General features: G+C 59.7%; 14 protein-coding genes, 1 tRNA gene and 2 rRNA genes (1 of these 17 cut by a window edge). All 17 read right to left on the reverse strand.

What is annotated here, in order from left to right:
* Positions 1-66: 66 nt before the first annotated feature.
* Positions 67-819, reverse strand: coding sequence for a class I SAM-dependent methyltransferase (locus MRK42_RS21230; RefSeq protein ID WP_201983251.1), 753 nt, complete (start codon positions 817-819; stop codon positions 67-69).
* Between the two features lie 63 nt (positions 820-882).
* Positions 883-3435, reverse strand: a complete 2553-nt coding sequence (locus tag MRK42_RS21235) for an EAL domain-containing protein (RefSeq protein WP_354689071.1) — start codon at positions 3433-3435, stop codon at positions 883-885.
* A 207-nt stretch (positions 3436-3642) separates the two neighbouring features.
* Entirely contained in the window at positions 3643-5685 is a 2043-nt protein-coding gene (gene prlC / locus MRK42_RS21240; RefSeq protein ID WP_042071381.1) for an oligopeptidase A, read from the reverse strand.
* 223 nt (positions 5686-5908) lie between these two features.
* The gene (gene hemB, locus MRK42_RS21245; protein ID WP_354688670.1) at positions 5909-6928 is read right to left on the reverse strand and encodes a porphobilinogen synthase; all 1020 of its coding nucleotides are present in this window, start codon (positions 6926-6928) and stop codon (positions 5909-5911) included.
* 3 nt (positions 6929-6931) lie between these two features.
* Entirely contained in the window at positions 6932-7717 is a 786-nt protein-coding gene (locus MRK42_RS21250) for a TatD family hydrolase (RefSeq protein WP_354688671.1), read from the reverse strand.
* Positions 7718-7828: 111 nt separating this feature from the next.
* Positions 7829-8584: a twin-arginine translocase subunit TatC gene (gene tatC / locus MRK42_RS21255; protein ID WP_042026836.1), complete on the reverse strand. Its 756-nt coding sequence runs from the start codon at positions 8582-8584 to the stop codon at positions 7829-7831.
* Positions 8581-9027 (reverse strand): Sec-independent protein translocase protein TatB, encoded by a 447-nt coding sequence (gene tatB / locus MRK42_RS21260; RefSeq protein ID WP_042071377.1) that lies wholly within the window; start codon positions 9025-9027, stop codon positions 8581-8583. Before tatB ends, tatC begins: the two co-directional genes overlap by 4 nt.
* A gap of 3 nt (positions 9028-9030) precedes the next feature.
* Positions 9031-9282: a Sec-independent protein translocase subunit TatA gene (gene tatA / locus MRK42_RS21265; RefSeq protein WP_026456307.1), complete on the reverse strand. Its 252-nt coding sequence runs from the start codon at positions 9280-9282 to the stop codon at positions 9031-9033.
* A 41-nt stretch (positions 9283-9323) separates the two neighbouring features.
* Positions 9324-10964 (reverse strand): ubiquinone biosynthesis regulatory protein kinase UbiB, encoded by a 1641-nt coding sequence (gene ubiB, locus MRK42_RS21270; protein WP_354688672.1) that lies wholly within the window; start codon positions 10962-10964, stop codon positions 9324-9326.
* Positions 10964-11572, reverse strand: a complete 609-nt coding sequence (locus MRK42_RS21275) for an SCP2 sterol-binding domain-containing protein (RefSeq protein ID WP_354688673.1) — start codon at positions 11570-11572, stop codon at positions 10964-10966. The genes ubiB and MRK42_RS21275 overlap by 1 nt, the downstream gene beginning before the upstream one ends.
* Positions 11573-11580: 8 nt before the next feature.
* Positions 11581-12333 (reverse strand): bifunctional demethylmenaquinone methyltransferase/2-methoxy-6-polyprenyl-1,4-benzoquinol methylase UbiE, encoded by a 753-nt coding sequence (gene ubiE, locus MRK42_RS21280; RefSeq protein ID WP_026456304.1) that lies wholly within the window; start codon positions 12331-12333, stop codon positions 11581-11583.
* A 65-nt stretch (positions 12334-12398) separates the two neighbouring features.
* Positions 12399-12776: a fluoride efflux transporter CrcB gene (crcB, locus tag MRK42_RS21285; protein WP_026456303.1), complete on the reverse strand. Its 378-nt coding sequence runs from the start codon at positions 12774-12776 to the stop codon at positions 12399-12401.
* 94 nt (positions 12777-12870) lie between these two features.
* Positions 12871-14136: a cytosine deaminase gene (locus MRK42_RS21290; RefSeq protein WP_354688674.1), complete on the reverse strand. Its 1266-nt coding sequence runs from the start codon at positions 14134-14136 to the stop codon at positions 12871-12873.
* Entirely contained in the window at positions 14130-15374 is a 1245-nt protein-coding gene (codB, locus tag MRK42_RS21295) for a cytosine permease (RefSeq protein ID WP_225633720.1), read from the reverse strand. Before codB ends, MRK42_RS21290 begins: the two co-directional genes overlap by 7 nt.
* Positions 15375-15595: 221 nt before the next feature.
* Positions 15596-15671: transfer RNA gene (locus tag MRK42_RS21300), tRNA-Thr, on the reverse strand.
* A gap of 47 nt (positions 15672-15718) precedes the next feature.
* Positions 15719-15833: ribosomal RNA gene (gene rrf, locus MRK42_RS21305) — 5S ribosomal RNA — on the reverse strand.
* A 117-nt stretch (positions 15834-15950) separates the two neighbouring features.
* A 23S ribosomal RNA gene (locus tag MRK42_RS21310) occupies positions 15951-18495 on the reverse strand; it runs 344 nt beyond the window's last position.

Raw genomic sequence — 18495 nt, forward strand, 5'->3', positions numbered from 1 at the left:
CGGCCAACAAAAAGGAGGGACAACCTGGTTGGCCCTCCTCTCTATTTGATTCACCCAGACAGTTGATCAAGCCGCCGTCATGGCTGCCAGCACATAGACATCGAAGCGGTTGCTCTTGGTCTCGATGGCCATGCTGGGCTTGTGTTCGTTGAGCCAGCCCGCGTAGTCGGGGCGCTTCACCACCACCCGCTTGTCGGCCATCTTGAGCGCCGCTGGCAACAGGGCATCGGCGTCGAGATCCGGCCCCACCAGCGACTGGAACACCCGCATCTCCTTTTTCACCAGCGCCGACTTCTGCTTGTGGGGGAACATGGGGTCGAGGTAAACCACCTCGGGCCGCTCCGTCAGCGCCAGCAGGGTGTCCACGGCAGGCCCTTGCAACAACTGCATCCGCTCGCTCACCCAGGGGCCTATCTCGGGATCCTGCGCCGCCCGCGTCAAACCATCCTGCAGCAGGGCCGCGACGACCGGGCTGCGCTCTATCATGGTCACCCGGCAGCCGAGGGAAGCGAGCACGAAGGCATCGCGTCCCAGCCCGGCGGTGGCATCCACCACGGTTGGGGTCGCCCCCGCCTTGAGCCCCACCGCCTTGGCGATGGACTGGCCGCGGCCACCACCGAACTTGCGGCGATGGGCGACCGCCCCTTCGACGAAATCCACATAGACGGCGCCCAGCTTGGGTTCATCCAGCTTGCGCAGCTCCAATCGCTGTTCGGTCAGCACCAGCGCAAAGGGGGCCGGAAACTCCACGTCGGCGAGGCGCTGGCGCAGGGCATCGAGCTCGCCGTCGCGGGCGGGCACTTCACTGAAAACCTGAATATGGGGCATTGGGAACAGACTCATGACACGCACGGAAGCGGCCATGATAGCAGAAGCGCCGGATCACCTCACGATGGAGAGGTTCATTCCCTGGCGGTTGAGATCGAGATAATCGGTCAGGTCATCGAACGTCAGCGGGCGGCTAAGCAGATAGCCCTGGGTGAAGGCACACCCCTTCTGACAGAGGAAGTTGAGCTGCTCGCGGGTCTCCACCCCCTCGATCACAACCTGCATACCGAGGTTGTGCACTATGTTGATGATGCCGTCGAGCAGCATGCGATCCTGCTCGTTGAACGGAATGTGACGCACGAAGGAGCGATCTATCTTGACCAGATCCACCGGGAAGGTGCGCAGATAGTTGAGCGCCGAATAGCCGGTTCCGAAATCATCGATGGCCAGCTTGCACCCCGCCTCGCGCAGCGCCTCGATCCTCACCCTGTGCTGATCGCTGCTCTCCATCAGCAGGGATTCGGTGATTTCGATGACGATGTCGGCAGGATTGAGCCCGAAATGATGGATCACCTTGAGCCATTCGCTCGCCTCCGGATCTATGGTCTGGAACTCCATGGTGGAACGATTGATCGACATCTGCAGCTCCGGAAAACCGGATTGCTGCAGGCGCGCCAGATCCCGGCACGACTGCCACAGCACCAGGGCTCCCAGACTCTGGATCAGGCCGGCCTCTTCCGCCAGCGGGATGAATTCGGCGGGAGAGACCTGCCCCCAGTGCGGGTGATACCAGCGCACCAGAGCCTCCAGCTTGGCCACCCGTCCGCTGCGGTTGTCCCAGATGGGCTGGTAGGCCATAGTTAGCTGCTCCTGCTTGATGGCCTCCGCCAGATCCTGCTGCATCTGGTGGCGCTGGCGCACCTCTTCGCGCATTGAAGCGCAGTAGGTGCCTATCAGCCGCCCCTGCCGCTTGGCAGCAAACAGGGCCTGCTCCGCATTGCGCAGCAGCTCGTCGCTCTCACCGCCATCGCTGGGGCAGAGGGTCATGCCGATGGTGGCCGTCACATAGAGGTGCTGGTTGGCCAGCATGAAGGGGCGGGCAAAGCTGCCGATCACCTGCTTGGCAAATACCTCGGCCTGGCGGCGGGTAACGATGCCGGGCACCAGAAAGGCAAACTCGTCGCCACCGATACGCGCCACCAGATCCTCGGTGCGCACCCTGCTCACCAGGCGATCCGACACCTCGCGCAGCAGGGCGTCACCGGCATGGTGATCCATGCTGTTGTTGACCGCCTTGAAGTTGTTGAGATCCAGCACCATAAGGGCGAAGCGCTCACCCCGCTCGCAGAAGCGGGCGAGACAACGGCCAAACAGCCAGCGGTTGGGCAGGCTGGTAAGGTTGTCGTAGTTGGCCTGGGTCGCGATCTTCTGCTCGGCCAGCTTGGTCTGGGAAAGATCGCTGAAAATAGCGATATATTGCTGGATTTTGCCCTCTTCCCTCAGGGTGCTGATCATCAGCTGCTGGGGATAGAGCTTGCCATTCTTGCGCTTGTTCCACACCTCGCCACGCCAGACACCGGCCCGCTCCAGCGCGTGGTACATATCGGCATAGAAGGCCTGATCGTGTAGCCCGGACTTGAGCATGCTGGGGCGCTGACCACACACCTCCTCGCTGCTGTAGCCGGTGATCTGCTCGAACGCCGGGTTGACCGAGATGATGCGGCTGTCGGCATCGCACACCAGGATCGCCTCGGAGAGGTTGTCATAGACCCGGTGGGAGAGCTTGAGCTGCTCGGCATGGCGGCGCAGAGGATCGATATTCTCCAGCAGCACCATCAGGTAGTCCGGCCGCTGCTCGGCATCACGGATCAGGGTAACGGTCACCCGTCCCCACAGGACCTCCCCCCCCTTGCAGCGATAGCGCTTCTCCTGGGTGAAGCTGTTGCGCTCACCACGGTAGATCTGCTCGTAATGCTCGGTGCTGCGCAGCCAGTCTTCCGGGTGATTGATGTCGGAGATGGAGTACTGGAGCAGCTCATCAAGGGGGTAACCCAGCATCTGTTCGATGGCCGGGTTGACCCAGAGAATGCGGCCGCCGAGATCCAGCTTGCCGATCCCGACCGGCGCCTGGCTCAGCATGTTCTGCAGCTCGTGGGGCGTCTCGGGAAACAGGGTTGGAGACGCCTTTTGTGGCAGCATCAGTGCCAGTTCACGGCCCGCCAGCGGCGCCAGCAGCCTGAGCAGTCCCATCACCTTGGCCATGTTGTCCTGAGGGTGACGATAGAGGAGGCTGCAGAGGCCTATGGTCTGTCCCTCGGCATTTTTGAGCGCAATGCCGGCATAAGCCTGTGCCTGCCACTCCTGTGCCAGCGGGGTATGGGGAAACAGTTGCAGCAAACGGTCACTGAACCAGGCTTCACCCTCCTGCCAGGTGATGGCTTCCGGGGTGGCGGTCAGCGGCAAATCCAGAGAGGCGGGATCGAGCGAAGCCGGGTAGGCGGCATGTCCCCTAAGTTGGCCAGATGAGGCCTCCCAACTGGCGATCAGGACGACATCGGCCATCAGGGCCGAGGCGATTTCACTCACGAAGGTATCAAAATATTCCCGACCACTCGAATGAGCCAGACTGGAGATGATTTGATAGACAGAATCGAGTGCTCGCCTCATGGCAAGTGGCATTGCCCCCTTGAAAGTTTAGAGACGACTCTACTTTAAGAGGCGCCGAAAGTGCAAATATGCAGTCAGCAAGATATTAAAAAGCATTGAGAAAAGGGACCATCAGGTCCCTTTTTATCTCAAAAATCACGCGGCGATCTCACTATGCCGCAAATTAGCCGCAAAAGTGTATCTGCTTGAAGCTCGCACCTGCGGGTGTCACGCGGCAATCCCGCTATGGCGCAGCAGGGCATCCACTCTGGGCTCGCGGCCACGGAAGGCCTTGAACAACTCCATGGGCTCTTTTGAACCGCCTTTCTCCAGAATGTGTCTGAGGAAGGACTGGCCGGTGACCGGGTTGAAAATCCCCTCCTCCTCGAAACGGGAGAAGGCATCGGCGGAGAGCACCTCGGCCCACTTGTAGCTGTAGTAACCCGCCGCATAACCGCCCGCGAAGATGTGGGAGAAGCTGTGCTGGAAGCGGTTGAACGCCGGCGGCGTCATCACGGCAACCTGGCTACGTACTTCGTCCAGCAGGGCCGGGATCTGATCCGGTTTGGCCGGGTCAAACTCCTGATGCAGGCGGAAATCGAACAGGGCGAATTCCAGCTGGCGCAGCATCTGCATTGCCGCCTGGAAGTTGCGGGCCGCCATCATCTTCTCCAGCAGATCGGCAGGCAGTGGCTCGCCGGTCTCGTAGTGGCCGGATATAAAGGCCAGCGCCTCGGACTCCCAGCACCAGTTCTCGAGGAACTGGCTCGGCAACTCCACCGCATCCCAGGCCACGCCGTTGATGCCGGCCACCCCGGCCACATCGACCTGGGTCAGCATGTGGTGAATACCGTGACCGAACTCGTGGAACAGGGTGACCACTTCGTTGTGGGTGAACAGGGCCGGTTTGCCATCCACCGGGCCGTTGAAGTTGCAGGTCAGGTAAGCCACCGGTTTTTGCAGCGAGCCATCGCGACGGTAGCGGCGGCCCAGGCAGACATCCATCCATGCACCGCCCTGCTTGTGCTCGCGGGCATAGAGGTCGAGGTAGAAGCTGCCACGCAGCTCGTCATCGGCATCGAAGATGTCATAGAAGCGCACATCCGGATGCCAGGTATCGATACCGAGGCGCTCGCGCACCTTCATGCCGAATACCCGTTTCACCACCTCAAACAACCCCTTCACCACCTTGCTGGCCGGGAAGTAGGGGCGCAGTTGCTCATCGGAGATGGAGAACTTGTGCTGCTTGAGCTTCTCGGCGTAGTAGGCGAGATCCCAGGCGGCCAGTTCGCTCTGACCATGCTGCTCGGCGGCGAAGGCACGGATCTCCTCCAGCTCCGCCTTGCCCTGCGGCAGGGAGCACCGGGCCAGATCAGTGAGGAAGTTCACCACCTGCTCCGTCTTGTCCGCCATCTTGGTCGCCAGGGAGAGCTCTGCGTAGTTGGCAAATCCCAGCAGCTGGGCCAGCTCGCGGCGCAGGGCGAGCAGCTCGGTCATGATGGCAGAGTTGTCCCACTTGCCGGCATTCGGACCCTGATCCGAGGCGCGGGTGGTGAAGGCCTCGTACATCTCGGCGCGCAGTTCGCGGTTGTCGGCATACATCATCACCGGCAGGTAGGAGGGGATATCCAGGGTAAACAACCAGCCCTGCTTGCCTTTCAGCTCGGCCATCTGGCGAGCGGCCGCCAGCACGCTCTCCGGCAGGCCTGCTAGCTCGGCCTCGTCAGCCACCAGCTTGTGCCAGCCTTGGGTCGCATCCAGCACGTTGTTGCTGAAGCGGGAGGCCAGCTCGGAGAGGCGGGCCTGGATTTCGCCGTAGCGCTGCTGCGCCTCGGCGGGCAGTCCGATACCGGACAGACGGAAGTCGCGCAGGGTGTTCTGGATCTCCTTGCGCTGGGCATCGTCCAGGCGCGGGAAATCGTCGCTCTCGGCCAGCTCGCGATAGGCCTGATAGAGCCCTTCGTGCTGACCGACATAGGTCTGGAATTCGGAGAGCAGCGGCAGGCAGGCGTCGTGAGCCGCGCGCAGCGCTTCGCTGTTGAGTACCGAGTTGAGGTGGCTGACCGGCGACCAGATCCGCGCCAGACGGTCATTGACCTCTTCCAGCGGGGCGATCAGGCTGTCCCAGGTACGGGGCTCCTGTTTGGCCAGCACATCAGCGATCTTCTGTTTGCAGTCGGCAATCGCCTGCGTCACCGCAGGTTGCACCTGTTCGGGCTGGATCTGGCTGAAAGGGGGCAGCGAGTCCATTGTCAGCAAAGGGTTAGTCATCCGGCGATACCTCTAAATTCTCTACAGCCCCTGCCGTCCAGAAGCTTGCTTGGACTACCTAAGATGTAGGCAGAAACCCCATTAATCAAGCCTTTGCCGCCGAGAGCGGGGCCGGTTGCCCACTTTTGGCCAAAACATGTACACAAAACGACCAGATTGGCCGCCAGAGACAACAATGCCGGCTCCAGGGCCGGCATTGTCTGCACTGAAAGATATTGAGCCATCAGGCCCGGGCATCTTCCTGCAGCCACTGCGCCACCCGTTTGGCGAAGTAGGTGAGGATGCCGTCGGCCCCGGCGCGCTTGAAGCAGAGCAGGGACTCCAGGATGCACTCCTTCTCCTTGAGCCAGCCATTCTGGATCGCCGCCATGTGCATGGCGTATTCACCGCTCACCTGATAGGCGAAGGTCGGCACGCCGAACTGATCCTTCACCTGGCGCACCACGTCCAGATAGGGCATCCCCGGCTTGACCATCACCATGTCCGCCCCTTCCTGCAGATCCAGCGCCACCTCATGCAGGGCCTCGTTGCCGTTGGCCGGGTCCATCTGGTAGGTGGCCTTGTTGCTCTTGCCGAGGTTGCCGGCGGAACCGACTGCATCGCGGAACGGGCCGTAGTAGTGGGAGGCGTACTTGGCGGAGTAAGCCATGATCTGGGTGTTGATGAAGCCGTTCTCTTCCAGCGCGGCGCGGATGGCACCGATACGGCCATCCATCATGTCGGACGGCGCCACCACATCGGCCCCCGCCTCGGCGTGGGAGAGCGCCTGCTTGATCAGGATCTCGGTGGTGATGTCGTTCAGCACATAGCCTTCGTCATCAATGATGCCGTCCTGACCGTGGGTGGTGAAGGGATCGAGCGCCACGTCGGTGATGACACCCAACTCCGGGAAGCTGGCCTTGAGGGCACGCACGGTGCGCTGGGCCAGGCCATTCGGGTTGTAGGCCTCTTCCGCCATCAGGCTCTTGCTCTCCAGCGGGGTCACCGGGAACAGGGCGATGGCAGGTACCCCGAGTTCCACCAGCTCGGCCGCTTCCTCCAGCAGCAGATCGATGGAGAGACGCTCCACCCCCGGCATGGAGGGCACGGCCTCACGGCGCTTCTCCCCCTCCAGCACGAACACGGGGTAGATGAGATCGTTGGTCGTCAGTACGTTCTCGCACACCAGACGACGGCTGAAATCATGTTTGCGCACCCGGCGCAGGCGGCGGCCCGGAAAGGTGCCAGGAAGAGTTGTAGCCATGAATCACTCCAAAACAGGAAGTTGGAAAAATGCGGCGGAGGTGGCCCGGGTATGGGCCAGCAAGGCCTCGGGCGCTTCACCACGGCAGGCCGCCACCACCTGGGCGATGTGCGGCAAAAAAGCGGGTTCGTTGCGTTTCGGTCTGGGTTTCAAATCCCGCGGCACCAGATAGGGGGCGTCAGTCTCTATCATCAGGCGGCCAGCCGGAATGCGGGCTACCTGCTCACGCAGCAGCTGGCCGCGGCGCTCGTCGCAGAGCCAGCCGGTCACCCCGATATGCAGCCCCAGCGCCAGACTCTCGTCCAGCTCCTCATCGGAGCCGGTGAAACAGTGCAGCACGGCCCCAGGCAAGCGGGGCAGCCAGGGACGCAGGATCTCGATGAAACGGGTGTGGGCATCGCGGCAGTGCAGGAACACCGGCATCCCGAGTTCGGCGGCCAACGCCAGCTGGGCGTCAAATACTGCATCTTGCACCGGACGGGGGGAGAAATCCCGGTTGTAGTCGAGACCGCACTCGCCGATGGCCACCACCTGTGACAGGGCCGCCAGCTCGCGCAGGGCGGGCAATGTCAGTTCATCGACACTTTTCGCATCGTGGGGATGCACCCCGGCGGTAGAGAAGCAGTAGCCGGGCCATTGGGCAGCCAGTTTGGCGCTCTCCCGGCTGCCAGCCAGATCGGTGCCGGTCAGGATCAGCGCTTCCACGCCGGCGGCGCGGGCACGAGCCACCAGTTCTGGCTGCTCACCGGCAAACTGGCTGCTGGTGAGGTTGAGACCAATATCGATCATGATGCGAAGCGTTCCGGGTAAAGAGGTGGCATATCAGGTATTTGAAAACCATCTACTCGATGGGGCATCACCATACGCCTCGAATGGAAGCATGAAAAGAGGAAGGGAGCCTCAGCTCCCCTCCTCAGTCTGTTCCTGCTGTTCTTCATCCTCTTTCTTCACATAGAAGCGGGCGAAGAAGAGGCCCAGTTCCCACAGCGCCCACATGGGGATCGCCAGCAAGGTCTGGGAGAACACATCGGGCGGTGTCAACAGCATGCCGACCACGAACACCCCGACAACGACGTAGGGGCGCTTCTCCTTCAGGCTCTTGGGCGTGGTCACGCCGGTCCAGCACAGCAGTATGGTGGCCACCGGAATTTCGAACGCCACCCCGAACGCGAAGAACAGGGTCAGTACGAAGTCCAGATAGCTGGCGATGTCGGTCGCCACCGTCACCCCGGTGGGGGCGGTACTGGTGAAGAAACCGAACACCAGCGGGAACACCACGTAGTAGGCGAATGCCATCCCCGCATAAAACAGCACGGCACTGGAGGCAACCAGCGGCATGATGAGTCGCCGCTCGTGCTGGTACAGACCGGGGGCGATGAAGGCCCAGGCCTGATAGAGCAGATAGGGGATCGCCACGAAGAAGGAGACCACCAGGGTCAGCTTGATCGGTGTGATGAAGGGGGTCGCCACATCCGTCGCTATCATGCTGGTGCCCTCCGGCAACTGGCTGAGCAGCGGTTGGGCGATGAAGTCGTAGATGTCGTTGGAGAAGTAGATCAGCGCGACAAACACCAGCAGGATGGCGGCAACGGAACGCAGCAGGCGCGTTCTCAGCTCCACCAGATGGCTGATGAGGGGTTGCTCGGCCTGGGTCATGGCTTCACCTCCTCTTTGTCTTTGCCGGCCTGCTCGCTGGCGGCCGGAGCCTGCTGCTGGCTATCGACCGGCGGCACCGCCGCAGCTGTCGCAGGGGCGGGCTCGACGGAAGCAGCCGGGTCAGCCTGGGTCGGCCGGATCTCGTTTTCCACCTGATAGGGCCGGTTTACGGACTGGGCCGCCGACTTGAGCTGTTCGATGGACTCTTGCAGCTCTGGGCTCAGATTGCTCATCTGCAGCTTCTCGGCCTTTTTCAGGTCGTTGTGCAGCTCTTGCAACTTGAGCTCCTGCTCCAGCTCGGACTTGACCGAATTGGCGGTCGAACGAATGAGCCGGATCCAGTGGGTGGCGGTACGGATGGCAACCGGCAGCCGCTCGGGCCCCAGCACCAGCAGCGCCACCACGCCGATGACGATCAGCTCCCAAAAACCGATATCGAACATGGCTTAGGCCTGATCTTTATCTTTCTGCTTGGCGGGCTCGCTGCTCTGGGCAGCCGTTTCGTTCAGCTGTTTCGGGGGAAAATCGGCATCTTTCTGCTCGGGTTTGGCGTCGGCCGGCTCATCGGAGAGCGCCTTCTTGAAGCCCTTGACCGCCGCCCCCAGGTCACCACCAATCCCGCGCAGTTTCTTGGTACCGAACAGCAGCACGACGATGACAGCGATGATCAACAATTGCCAAATACTGATACCACCCATGATATTTCTCCAGAATTGGCGCCATTCGGCGCACTTTTTGTTTAATGGGAGCGGGCGCGCAGCCAGCCGAGCAACCAGCATAACCCGGCGCCGGCGAGACTGATTTGTCCCCACTCAATATGTTGTTTTTGGGTCAGCAAGAATACACCCGCCAATAGCAGGCTGGCTCCCACCCCTAAGAGGTAGCGAGCCTGCCCCTGCCGCCGGCTGTGACGGCGGAACTCGGCAAACATCTGGTCGAAATGCAGCTGCTGATGGCGAGTCTGGCGCAGGGTCTCGTAGACCAGCTCCGGCAACTCGGGCAGCTTCTCGGCCCAGAAGGGCGCCTTCTCGCGAATCGCATTCAATACCGCCTTCGGCCCCACCTGCTGGTGCATCCAGTTTTCCAGATAGGGTTTGGCGGTCTGCCACAGATCCAGCTGGGGATAGAGCTGACGACCCAACCCTTCCACATAGAGCAGGGTCTTCTGCAGCAGCACCAGCTGCGGCTGCACCGTCATGTGGAAACGGCGCGCCGTGTTGAACAGGTTGAGCAGCACGTGACCGAACGAGATCTCGGACAGCGGCTTCTCGAAGATGGGCTCCAGCACGGTGCGGATGGCGAATTCGAACTCGTCCACCTTGGTGTCGGCCGGTACCCAGCCGGACTCCACGTGCAGCTCGGCCACCCGGCGATAGTCGCGGTTGAAGAAGGCGAGGAAGTTCTCCGCCAGGTAGCGCTTGTCTTCCCGGTTGAGGGTCCCGACGATGCCGCAGTCGATACCGATCCAGAGCGGATTCTCCGGGTGATCAAAGGAAACGAAGATGTTGCCCGGGTGCATGTCGGCGTGGAAGAAGCTATCGCGGAACACCTGGGTGAAGAAGACCTCCACTCCGCGCTCGGCCAGCAGCTTCATGTTGGTGCCGTTGGCCTCCAGCGCTGCGATGTCGGACACCGCGATGCCGTAGATGCGCTCCATCACCAATACCTGCTCGCGGCAGTGATCGGTGAACACCTCGGGCACATAGAGTGCTTCGGAGCCGGTGAAGTTGCGGCGCAGCTGGATGGCGTTGGCCGCCTCGCGCATCAGGTTGAGCTCGTCGAGTATGGTCTTGCGATACTCCTCCACCACCTCGATGGGACGCAGCCGTGCGCTCTGGGGCACAAAGCGGGCCACCAGACGGGCCAGCGCCTGCATCAGGCGCAGGTCGGCCTCGATGACGTGTTCGATGTCGGGGCGGATCACCTTGATGACGATCTCGCGGCCATTCTCCTTCAACCGTGCGGTATGCACCTGGGCGATGGAGGCGGACGCCAGCGGCGTCTCGTCGAATTCGTCGAACAGAGTCTCGATGGCGCAGCCCAGACTGCGCTCTATCTGCTGACGGGCGGCCTGGCCGCAGAAGGGGGGTACCCTGTCCTGCAGCAGCGCCAGCTCTTCGGCGATATCCGGCGGCAACAGATCGCGCCGGGTCGAGAGCATCTGGCCGAACTTGATGAAGATGGGACCGAGCGCCTCGAAGGCGAGCCGGATGCGGGCACCACGGCTGAGATCGGGTTGCTTGTTCTTCAGCCAGAACAGGCTGCGCCGGGCCAGACGACCGGGCCAGGGTTGATAGCGGGCGGGCACCAGTTTGTCGATGCCCTGCTCCAGCAGTATGGTGACGATGCGATAGAGGCGTTTGAACTCCTTCGGGGTCATCAGGTCACCTGCTGTTCGAAACGGGCCAGGCGCAGTTCAATGGCCTTGAGTTGCTGGGCCAGCACCTCGACATCGTCGTTGAAGCTCGCCACTTCCAGCGGACCCGGTGCGAGGCGGATCTCTTCGGTCAGGTATTCTGCCAGCTGACGCTGGGAGCGGCACAGCTCACGGCCCACCAGGCTCCTGGCCTGACGAGCACCCCGCAGCAGAGTGTGAGCCATCACGTCACCGGTATAGCGAGAGAGTTCCTCTTCCCAGTCGATGTCGAGCTCCCCAAGCAGCACGCTGAACGCCTGAACCAGTTGGGGATCGCCGCTCAGATCCAGCTTCTCCTCGCGGATGTAGCGGGTCAGGGAGGACGGGTCTTTCAGCAGGCCGAGCGCCGTCAGCGACAGGCTGAGCACCGCATCGGCCTCCCCCTCATAGCGGGCCAGCACGTCCAGCCGACGATCGGAGAAGACAAACCAGAGCGGCTTGAGTTCACGCAGCTCCAGCTTGAGCACCTTGCCGGTCAGCTTGCGCAGCCGCTCCGGGCTCTGTTTGTCCAGTTCCAGCAGCCGGTTGAGGCTGGTTTCGATCACCGCGGTGACCATGGCATCCATCGGCATAGGCAACCTTAAAACTTGTAACCGCGGTGCAGGGCAACGACGCCCTGAGTCAGGTTGTAGAACTCGACCTGCTCGAAGCCGGCCTCTTCCATCATGCCGGCCAGAGTCTGCTGGTCCGGGTGCATGCGGATGGACTCCGCCAGATACTTGTAGCTTTCGCTGTCATTCGCGACGATTTCGCCCATTTTCGGCAGCAATTTGAAGGAGTAGAGATCGTACATCTTGGCGATCACGTCACTCACCGGCTTGGAGAATTCCAATACCAACAGGCGTCCGCCCGGCTTCAGTACCCGGAACATGGAGGCCAGCGCCTTGTCCTTGTTGGTCACGTTGCGCAGGCCGAAACCTATGGTGATGACGTCGAAGTGATTGTCCGGGAAGGGCAGCGCCTCGGCGTTGGCCTGCACGTAGGAGACGTTGTTCGCCACCCCCAGGTTGCGCAGCTTGTCGCGGCCCACCTTGAGCATGGAATCGTTGATATCCGCCAGCACCACCTGGCCAGTCTCGCCGACGATGCGGGAGAACTTGGCTGTCAAATCGCCAGTGCCCCCGGCCAGATCCAGCACCTTCTGGCCCTTGCGAACCCCGGAGCAGTCGATGGTGAAGCGCTTCCACAGGCGGTGGATGCCGAACGACATCAGATCGTTCATCAGATCATACTTGGCCGCCACCGAATGGAAGACGCCTGCCACCAGAGTTTCTTTCTCGGTTGCAGCCACGGTTTTAAAGCCAAAATGCGTTGTCGTTGCTTGTTCTGACATCCTCTAAACACCCATAGAGCAAAGAATGGTCGCCAGTTTACCAGAGCCAATGGCGTGCGGACACCTTAAACCCGGCTCGCCACCAACTGCATGCCCAGCACCACCATGGCCAGACAGAGGCTCAGGTTGAGCACTATGTTGAGCAGTGCCTTGAGATAGGCGCCATGCTGAGCCAGCACAACGGTATCGAGTGCGAAGGAGGAGAAGGTCGTCAGGGCTCCCAGGATCCCGACCATCAATAGCGGTTTCATCGGGTGCTCGACGACATGACTATGGCTGATGAGGGCATAGGCCACCCCCATGATGAAGGAGCCGATCACGTTGACCAGAAGGGTGCCGTAGGGAAAATGGCGCCCCAGCAACAGGGCCATCAATTCGGCAATCCCAAAACGAAGGGAGGCACCGATGGCCCCCCCCGCAGCAACATATAACCAGGTTTGCATGGCGTTACTCCTTCAGGCTCAGGCCGACATTATGCGCAATGCCGGCCATTGTGCCCAGAGGGGGAACTAATCGCCCAACCGGTTGATTGAAAACTTATCGCCGAAAATCAACCGGTTCCGGCTGACCGAGCAGGATTTCCGTCTGCGCTGGCCGAGTTTGGGCGATCACCTTGCCGTGGCGAACGGAGTAACGCACCGGCACCTGGCGGCGCACCGCCTCGAAGCCGTTTTCTGAGGGCAGGATCAGCAGGTTGGCTGGCTTGCCCACCTCAATCCCGTAGCGATCCTGCACATTCAGGGTACGGGCGCTGTGGCTGCCAATCAGCTTCAGCCCCTCGTTGATCTGCTCATAACCCATGATCTGGCAGACATGCAGCCCCATGTGCAGCACCTGCAACATGTTGGCCGTGCCCATGGGGTACCAGGGATCGAACACATCATCGTGGCCGAAGCAGACATTGATGTTCGCCTCCAGCATCTCCTTCACCCGGGTGATGCCACGGCGCTTGGGATAGGTATCGAACCGCCCCTGCAGGTGAATGTTCACCAAGGGGTTGGCGACGAAGTTGATACCCGCCATCTTGAGCAGCCGGAACAGGCGGGAAGCATAGGCGCCATTGTAGGAGTGCATCGCCGTGGTATGGCTGGCAGTCACTCGATGGCCAATGCCGCGCTCGTAGGCCAGGGTCGCCAGGGTCTCGATGAAGCGGGACTGTTCATCGTCGATCTCGTCACAGTGCACATCCACCAGAACCTGATACTTCTCGGCCAGATCGAAGATGTAATGCAGACTTTCGACGCCATATTCCCTAGTAAATTCAAAATGGGGAATGGCACCGATCACGTCGGCTCCGAGCTTGAGCGCCTCCTCGAGCAAGGCCTTGCCATTGGGATAGGAGAGGATCCCCTCCTGGGGGAAGGCCACGATCTGAAGCTCGACCCACTCCTTCATCTCCTCTCGCACTTCCAGCATCGCCTTTAGGGCGACCAGGTTGGGATCGGAGACATCGACGTGGGTACGGACAAACTGGATGCCATTGGCGATCTGCCACTTCAGCGTCTGGATTGCGCGTTGTTTTACATCTTCATGGGTAAGCAGCGCCTTGCGCTCGGCCCAGCGCTCGATCCCCTCGAACAGGGTGCCGGAGAGGTTCCAGCTCGGCTCACCGGCGGTCTGGGTGGTATCGAGGTGAATGTGAGGCTCGATGAAAGGGGCGATCACCAGACCACCCTCCCCGTCCAGTACATGGCCTGCCACCGCATGTTCATCATGGGGTTCGATAGCGGTGATGACGCCATCCTGGCTGCGGATCTGCCAAAAACCTTCCCGGTCGACGAGGCGAATATGTTGAATCAGCATTTGTCTGCTTCCTGTACCAGAATCGGTCGCGGCGTGAGCCGAACCAGAATGAAATAGGTGAAGGCGGCGCCCAGCACCGCGTTGAGGGGCACTATGCCTGGCAGCCACTTGCCGACGGCTACTCCGACGGCGGTGGCAACCAGCGCCTGCCAGCGAATGGCTTCGAATTGCTGGTCGGCAAATTGACGATAACGTTCACGATTGAGCAGGAAATCCATGATGATGATGCCACCGATGGGCGGGATCGCCGTACTCAGAAAAGCCAGCCAACCGACGAAGTTGTTGTACAGCCAGAGCGCACAGGCAGTACCGACCAGGCCATTGATCACGCTGAGCGGCTTGCTCTTGAGACCCGTGATGTTGGCAAAACCGAGGCCGGAAGCATAGAGGGCATTGTCGTTGGTGGTCCAGATATTGAGGCCAAGCACCAGGATGGCGGGGATCAACAGCCCCTGCATCAGCATCACTTCAGAGATATCGGCTTGACCGGTCACAGCCGCGCCGGCAGCCCCAAAGACGAACATCAATGTGTTGCCCAAAAAAAACGCCACCATGGTAATCATGACGGCGCCCCAGGGTTTGCGACCAAAGCGGACAAAATCAGCGGTCAGGGTTCCTGCACTGATAAAGGAACCGACCACCATGGTCAGCGCCGTGGTGAACTCGATGGGATTGGATGGCTGAACTTGCTGCAGGGCTTCCATACCACCGGCGGAAGTGACAGCCAGCCAGACGGAGTAACCACCGAGCAACGCGATGGCCGGTACGGCGACAAAGCTCAGCACCATCAAGGCAGAAATACCGAAGTAGACGGTGACCGTCATCAAGATGCCCGAGATGGCGATCAACCAGTTCACGTCGATCCCCGTGGCCTTCTGTACCGGTAGGGCAAACATCGCCACCCCGACACCAAACCAACCTACCTGGGTACCGCCCAACAGCAGCGAAGGCAGCCAGGAGCCTTTGACGCCGAAGGAGTAACGCGCCAACAGATGAGTAGAAAGGCCGGTCGAGGCACCGATATAGCCCAGACAGGCGGTATAGACCCCCAGCAGCAAATTGCCCAGCAGCACGGCCTTGATGAAGTCGTCAAATACCAGACCGGTACCCAGCGCCCCACCAGTCCACATGCTGGCAGAGAAGAAGGTCAGACCCAGCATCACCAGCATCAGCGACAGCACACCCTTGCGCCCCTTGGCAGGAACGGCTCCCAAACAATATTCATTATCCTGCGCCATGCTTTCTCTCCACGTAATAGGCAAAACGCGGCGGATTCTACATGTAAAACGTTTCCCGTCAATCAACAACGGACAATTATCTGGATTAAACCATCAATAACAGCCAAATAAACAGCAGAAATGAGGATGCCCGAGATCAGGCAGGAGTTGAAGGGTAACGAGATCACAGAGAAATGCAGAACGAAAAAAAGCCTCCCTTTTCAGGGAGGCTTTCTATTTAATGGTGCTGATACCCAGAATCGAACTGGGGACCTCATCCTTACCAAGGATGCGCTCTACCGACTGAGCCATATCAGCACACTAACCGGTAAAGACCACGCTCACCGCGTAATCTAAAATTGGGTGCCTGGCAGTGTCCTACTCTCGCATGGCGAATGCCACACTACCATCGGCGCTACCGCGTTTCACTTCTGAGTTCGGCATGGGTTCAGGTGGTTCCACGGCGCTATGGCCGCCAGGCAAATTCTTAATCCAGAAAGCTGACGTGAATAACGATGTTGCTCATGGCTAGTCGCTATCACTGAATTCGTAGTTCGTTCATTCGCTACAAGGCCCAGAACACTTCTTGGGTGTTGTATGGTTAAGCCTCACGGGTAATTAGTACGGGTTAGCTCAATGCATCGCTGCACTTACACACCCCGCCTATCAACGTTGTGGTCTCCAACGGCCCTTTAGGACCCTCAAGGGGTCAGGGATGACTCATCTCAGGGCTCGCTTCCCGCTTAGATGCTTTCAGCGGTTATCGATTCCGAACTTAGCTACCGGGCAGTGCCACTGGCGTGACAACCCGAACACCAGAGGTTCGTTCACTCCGGTCCTCTCGTACTAGGAGCAACTCCCTTCAATCATCCAACGCCCACGGCAGATAGGGACCGAACTGTCTCACGACGTTCTGAACCCAGCTCGCGTACCACTTTAAATGGCGAACAGCCATACCCTTGGGACCGACTTCAGCCCCAGGATGTGATGAGCCGACATCGAGGTGCCAAACACCGCCGTCGATATGAACTCTTGGGCGGTATCAGCCTGTTATCCCCGGAGTACCTTTTATCCGTTGAGCGATGGCCCTTCCATTCAGAACCACCGGATCACTATGACCTACTTTCGTACCTGCTCGACCTGTCCGTCTCGCAGTTAAGCTGGCTTATGCCATTGCACTAACCTCCTGATGTCCGACCAGGATTAGCCAACCTTCGTGCTCCTCCGTTACTCTTTGGGAGGAGACCGCCCCAGTCAAACTACCCACCAGGCACTGTCCGCGACCCCGATTCAGGGGCCTGCGTTAGAACATCAAACATACAAGGGTGGTATTTCAAGGACGGCTCCAGCGCAACTGGCGTCACGCCTTCAAAGCCTCCCACCTATCCTACACATGTAGGTTCAATGTTCAGTGCCAAGCTGTAGTAAAGGTTCACGGGGTCTTTCCGTCTAGCCGCGGGTACACCGCATCTTCACGGCGAATTCGATTTCACTGAGTCTCGGGTGGAGACAGCATGGCCATGGTTACACCATTCGTGCAGGTCGGAACTTACCCGACAAGGAATTTCGCTACCTTAGGACCGTTATAGTTACGGCCGCCGTTTACCGGGGCTTCGATCAAGAGCTTCGCTTGCGCTAACCCCATCAATTAACCTTCCGGCACCGGGCAGGTGTCACACCCTATACGTCCACTTTCGTGTTTGCAGAGTGCTGTGTTTTTGATAAACAGTCCCAGCCATCTGGTCACTGCGACTCCCGTCAGCTCCATCCGCAAGGGACTTCACCAACAAGAGCGTACCTTCTCCCGAAGTTACGGTACTATTTTGCCTAGTTCCTTCACCCGAGTTCTCTCAAGCGCCTTGGTATTCTCTACCCGACCACCTGTGTCGGTTTGGGGTACGATGACTTGTAATCTGAAGCTTAGAGGCTTTTCCTGGAAGCAGGGCATCAATGGCTTCCGCACCGTAGTGCGTTCGTCTCGTGTCTCAGCGTTGCACCTCCGGATTTACCTAAAGGTACCGCCTACGCACTTTCACCAGGACAACCGTCGCCTGGCCCACCTAGCCTTCTCCGTCCCCCCATCGCAATTACAAGTCGTGCAGGAATATTAACCTGCTTCCCATCGACTACGCCTTTCGGCCTCGCCTTAGGGGTCGACTCACCCTGCCCCGATTAACGTTGGACAGGAACCCTTGGTCTTCCGGCGAGGAGGCTTTTCACCCCCTTTATCGTTACTTACGTCAGCATTCGCACTTCTGATATCTCCAGCATGCCTCTCGACACACCTTCGCAGACTTACAGAACGCTCCCCTACCACTCACGCTTAGCGTGAATCCGCGGCTTCGGTGCCTGGTTTGAGCCCCGTTACATCTTCCGCGCAGGCCGACTCGACTAGTGAGCTATTACGCTTTCTTTAAATGATGGCTGCTTCTAAGCCAACATCCTAGCTGTCTGAGCCTTCCCACATCGTTTCCCACTTAACCAGAACTTTGGGACCTTAGCCGGCGGTCTGGGTTGTTTCCCTCTTCACGACGGACGTTAGCACCCGCCGTGTGTCTCCCGGATATTACTTACTGGTATTCGGAGTTTGCATGGGGTTGGTAAGTCGGGATGACCCCCTAGCCCAAACAGTGCTCTACCCCCAGTAGTATTCGTCCGAGGCGCTACCTAAATAGCTTTCGGGGAGAACCAGCTATCTCCGAGTTTGATTGGCCTTTCACCCCCAGCCACAGGTCATCCCCTAACTTTGCAACGTTAGTGGGTTCGGTCCTCCAGTTGATGTTACTCAACCTTCAACCTGCCCATGGCTAGATCACCCGGTTTCGGGTCTACACCTTGCAACTAGACGCCCAGTTAAGACTCGGTTTCCCTACGGCTCCCCTATACGGTTAACCTCGCTACAAAATGTAAGTCGCTGACCCATTATACAAAAGGTACGCAGTCACCCCGAAGGGCTCCCACTGCTTGTACGTACACGGTTTCAGGTTCTATTTCACTCCCCTCACAGGGGTTCTTTTCGCCTTTCCCTCACGGTACTGGTTCACTATCGGTCAGTCAGGAGTATTTAGCCTTGGAGGATGGTCCCCCCATATTCAGACAGGATGTCACGTGTCCCGCCCTACTCGATTTCACATCAAGGTTG

The organism is Aeromonas sp. 19NY04SH05-1 (assembly GCF_040581895.1).
In the GTDB taxonomy this organism is placed as follows: Bacteria; Pseudomonadota; Gammaproteobacteria; order Enterobacterales; family Aeromonadaceae; genus Aeromonas; species Aeromonas enteropelogenes.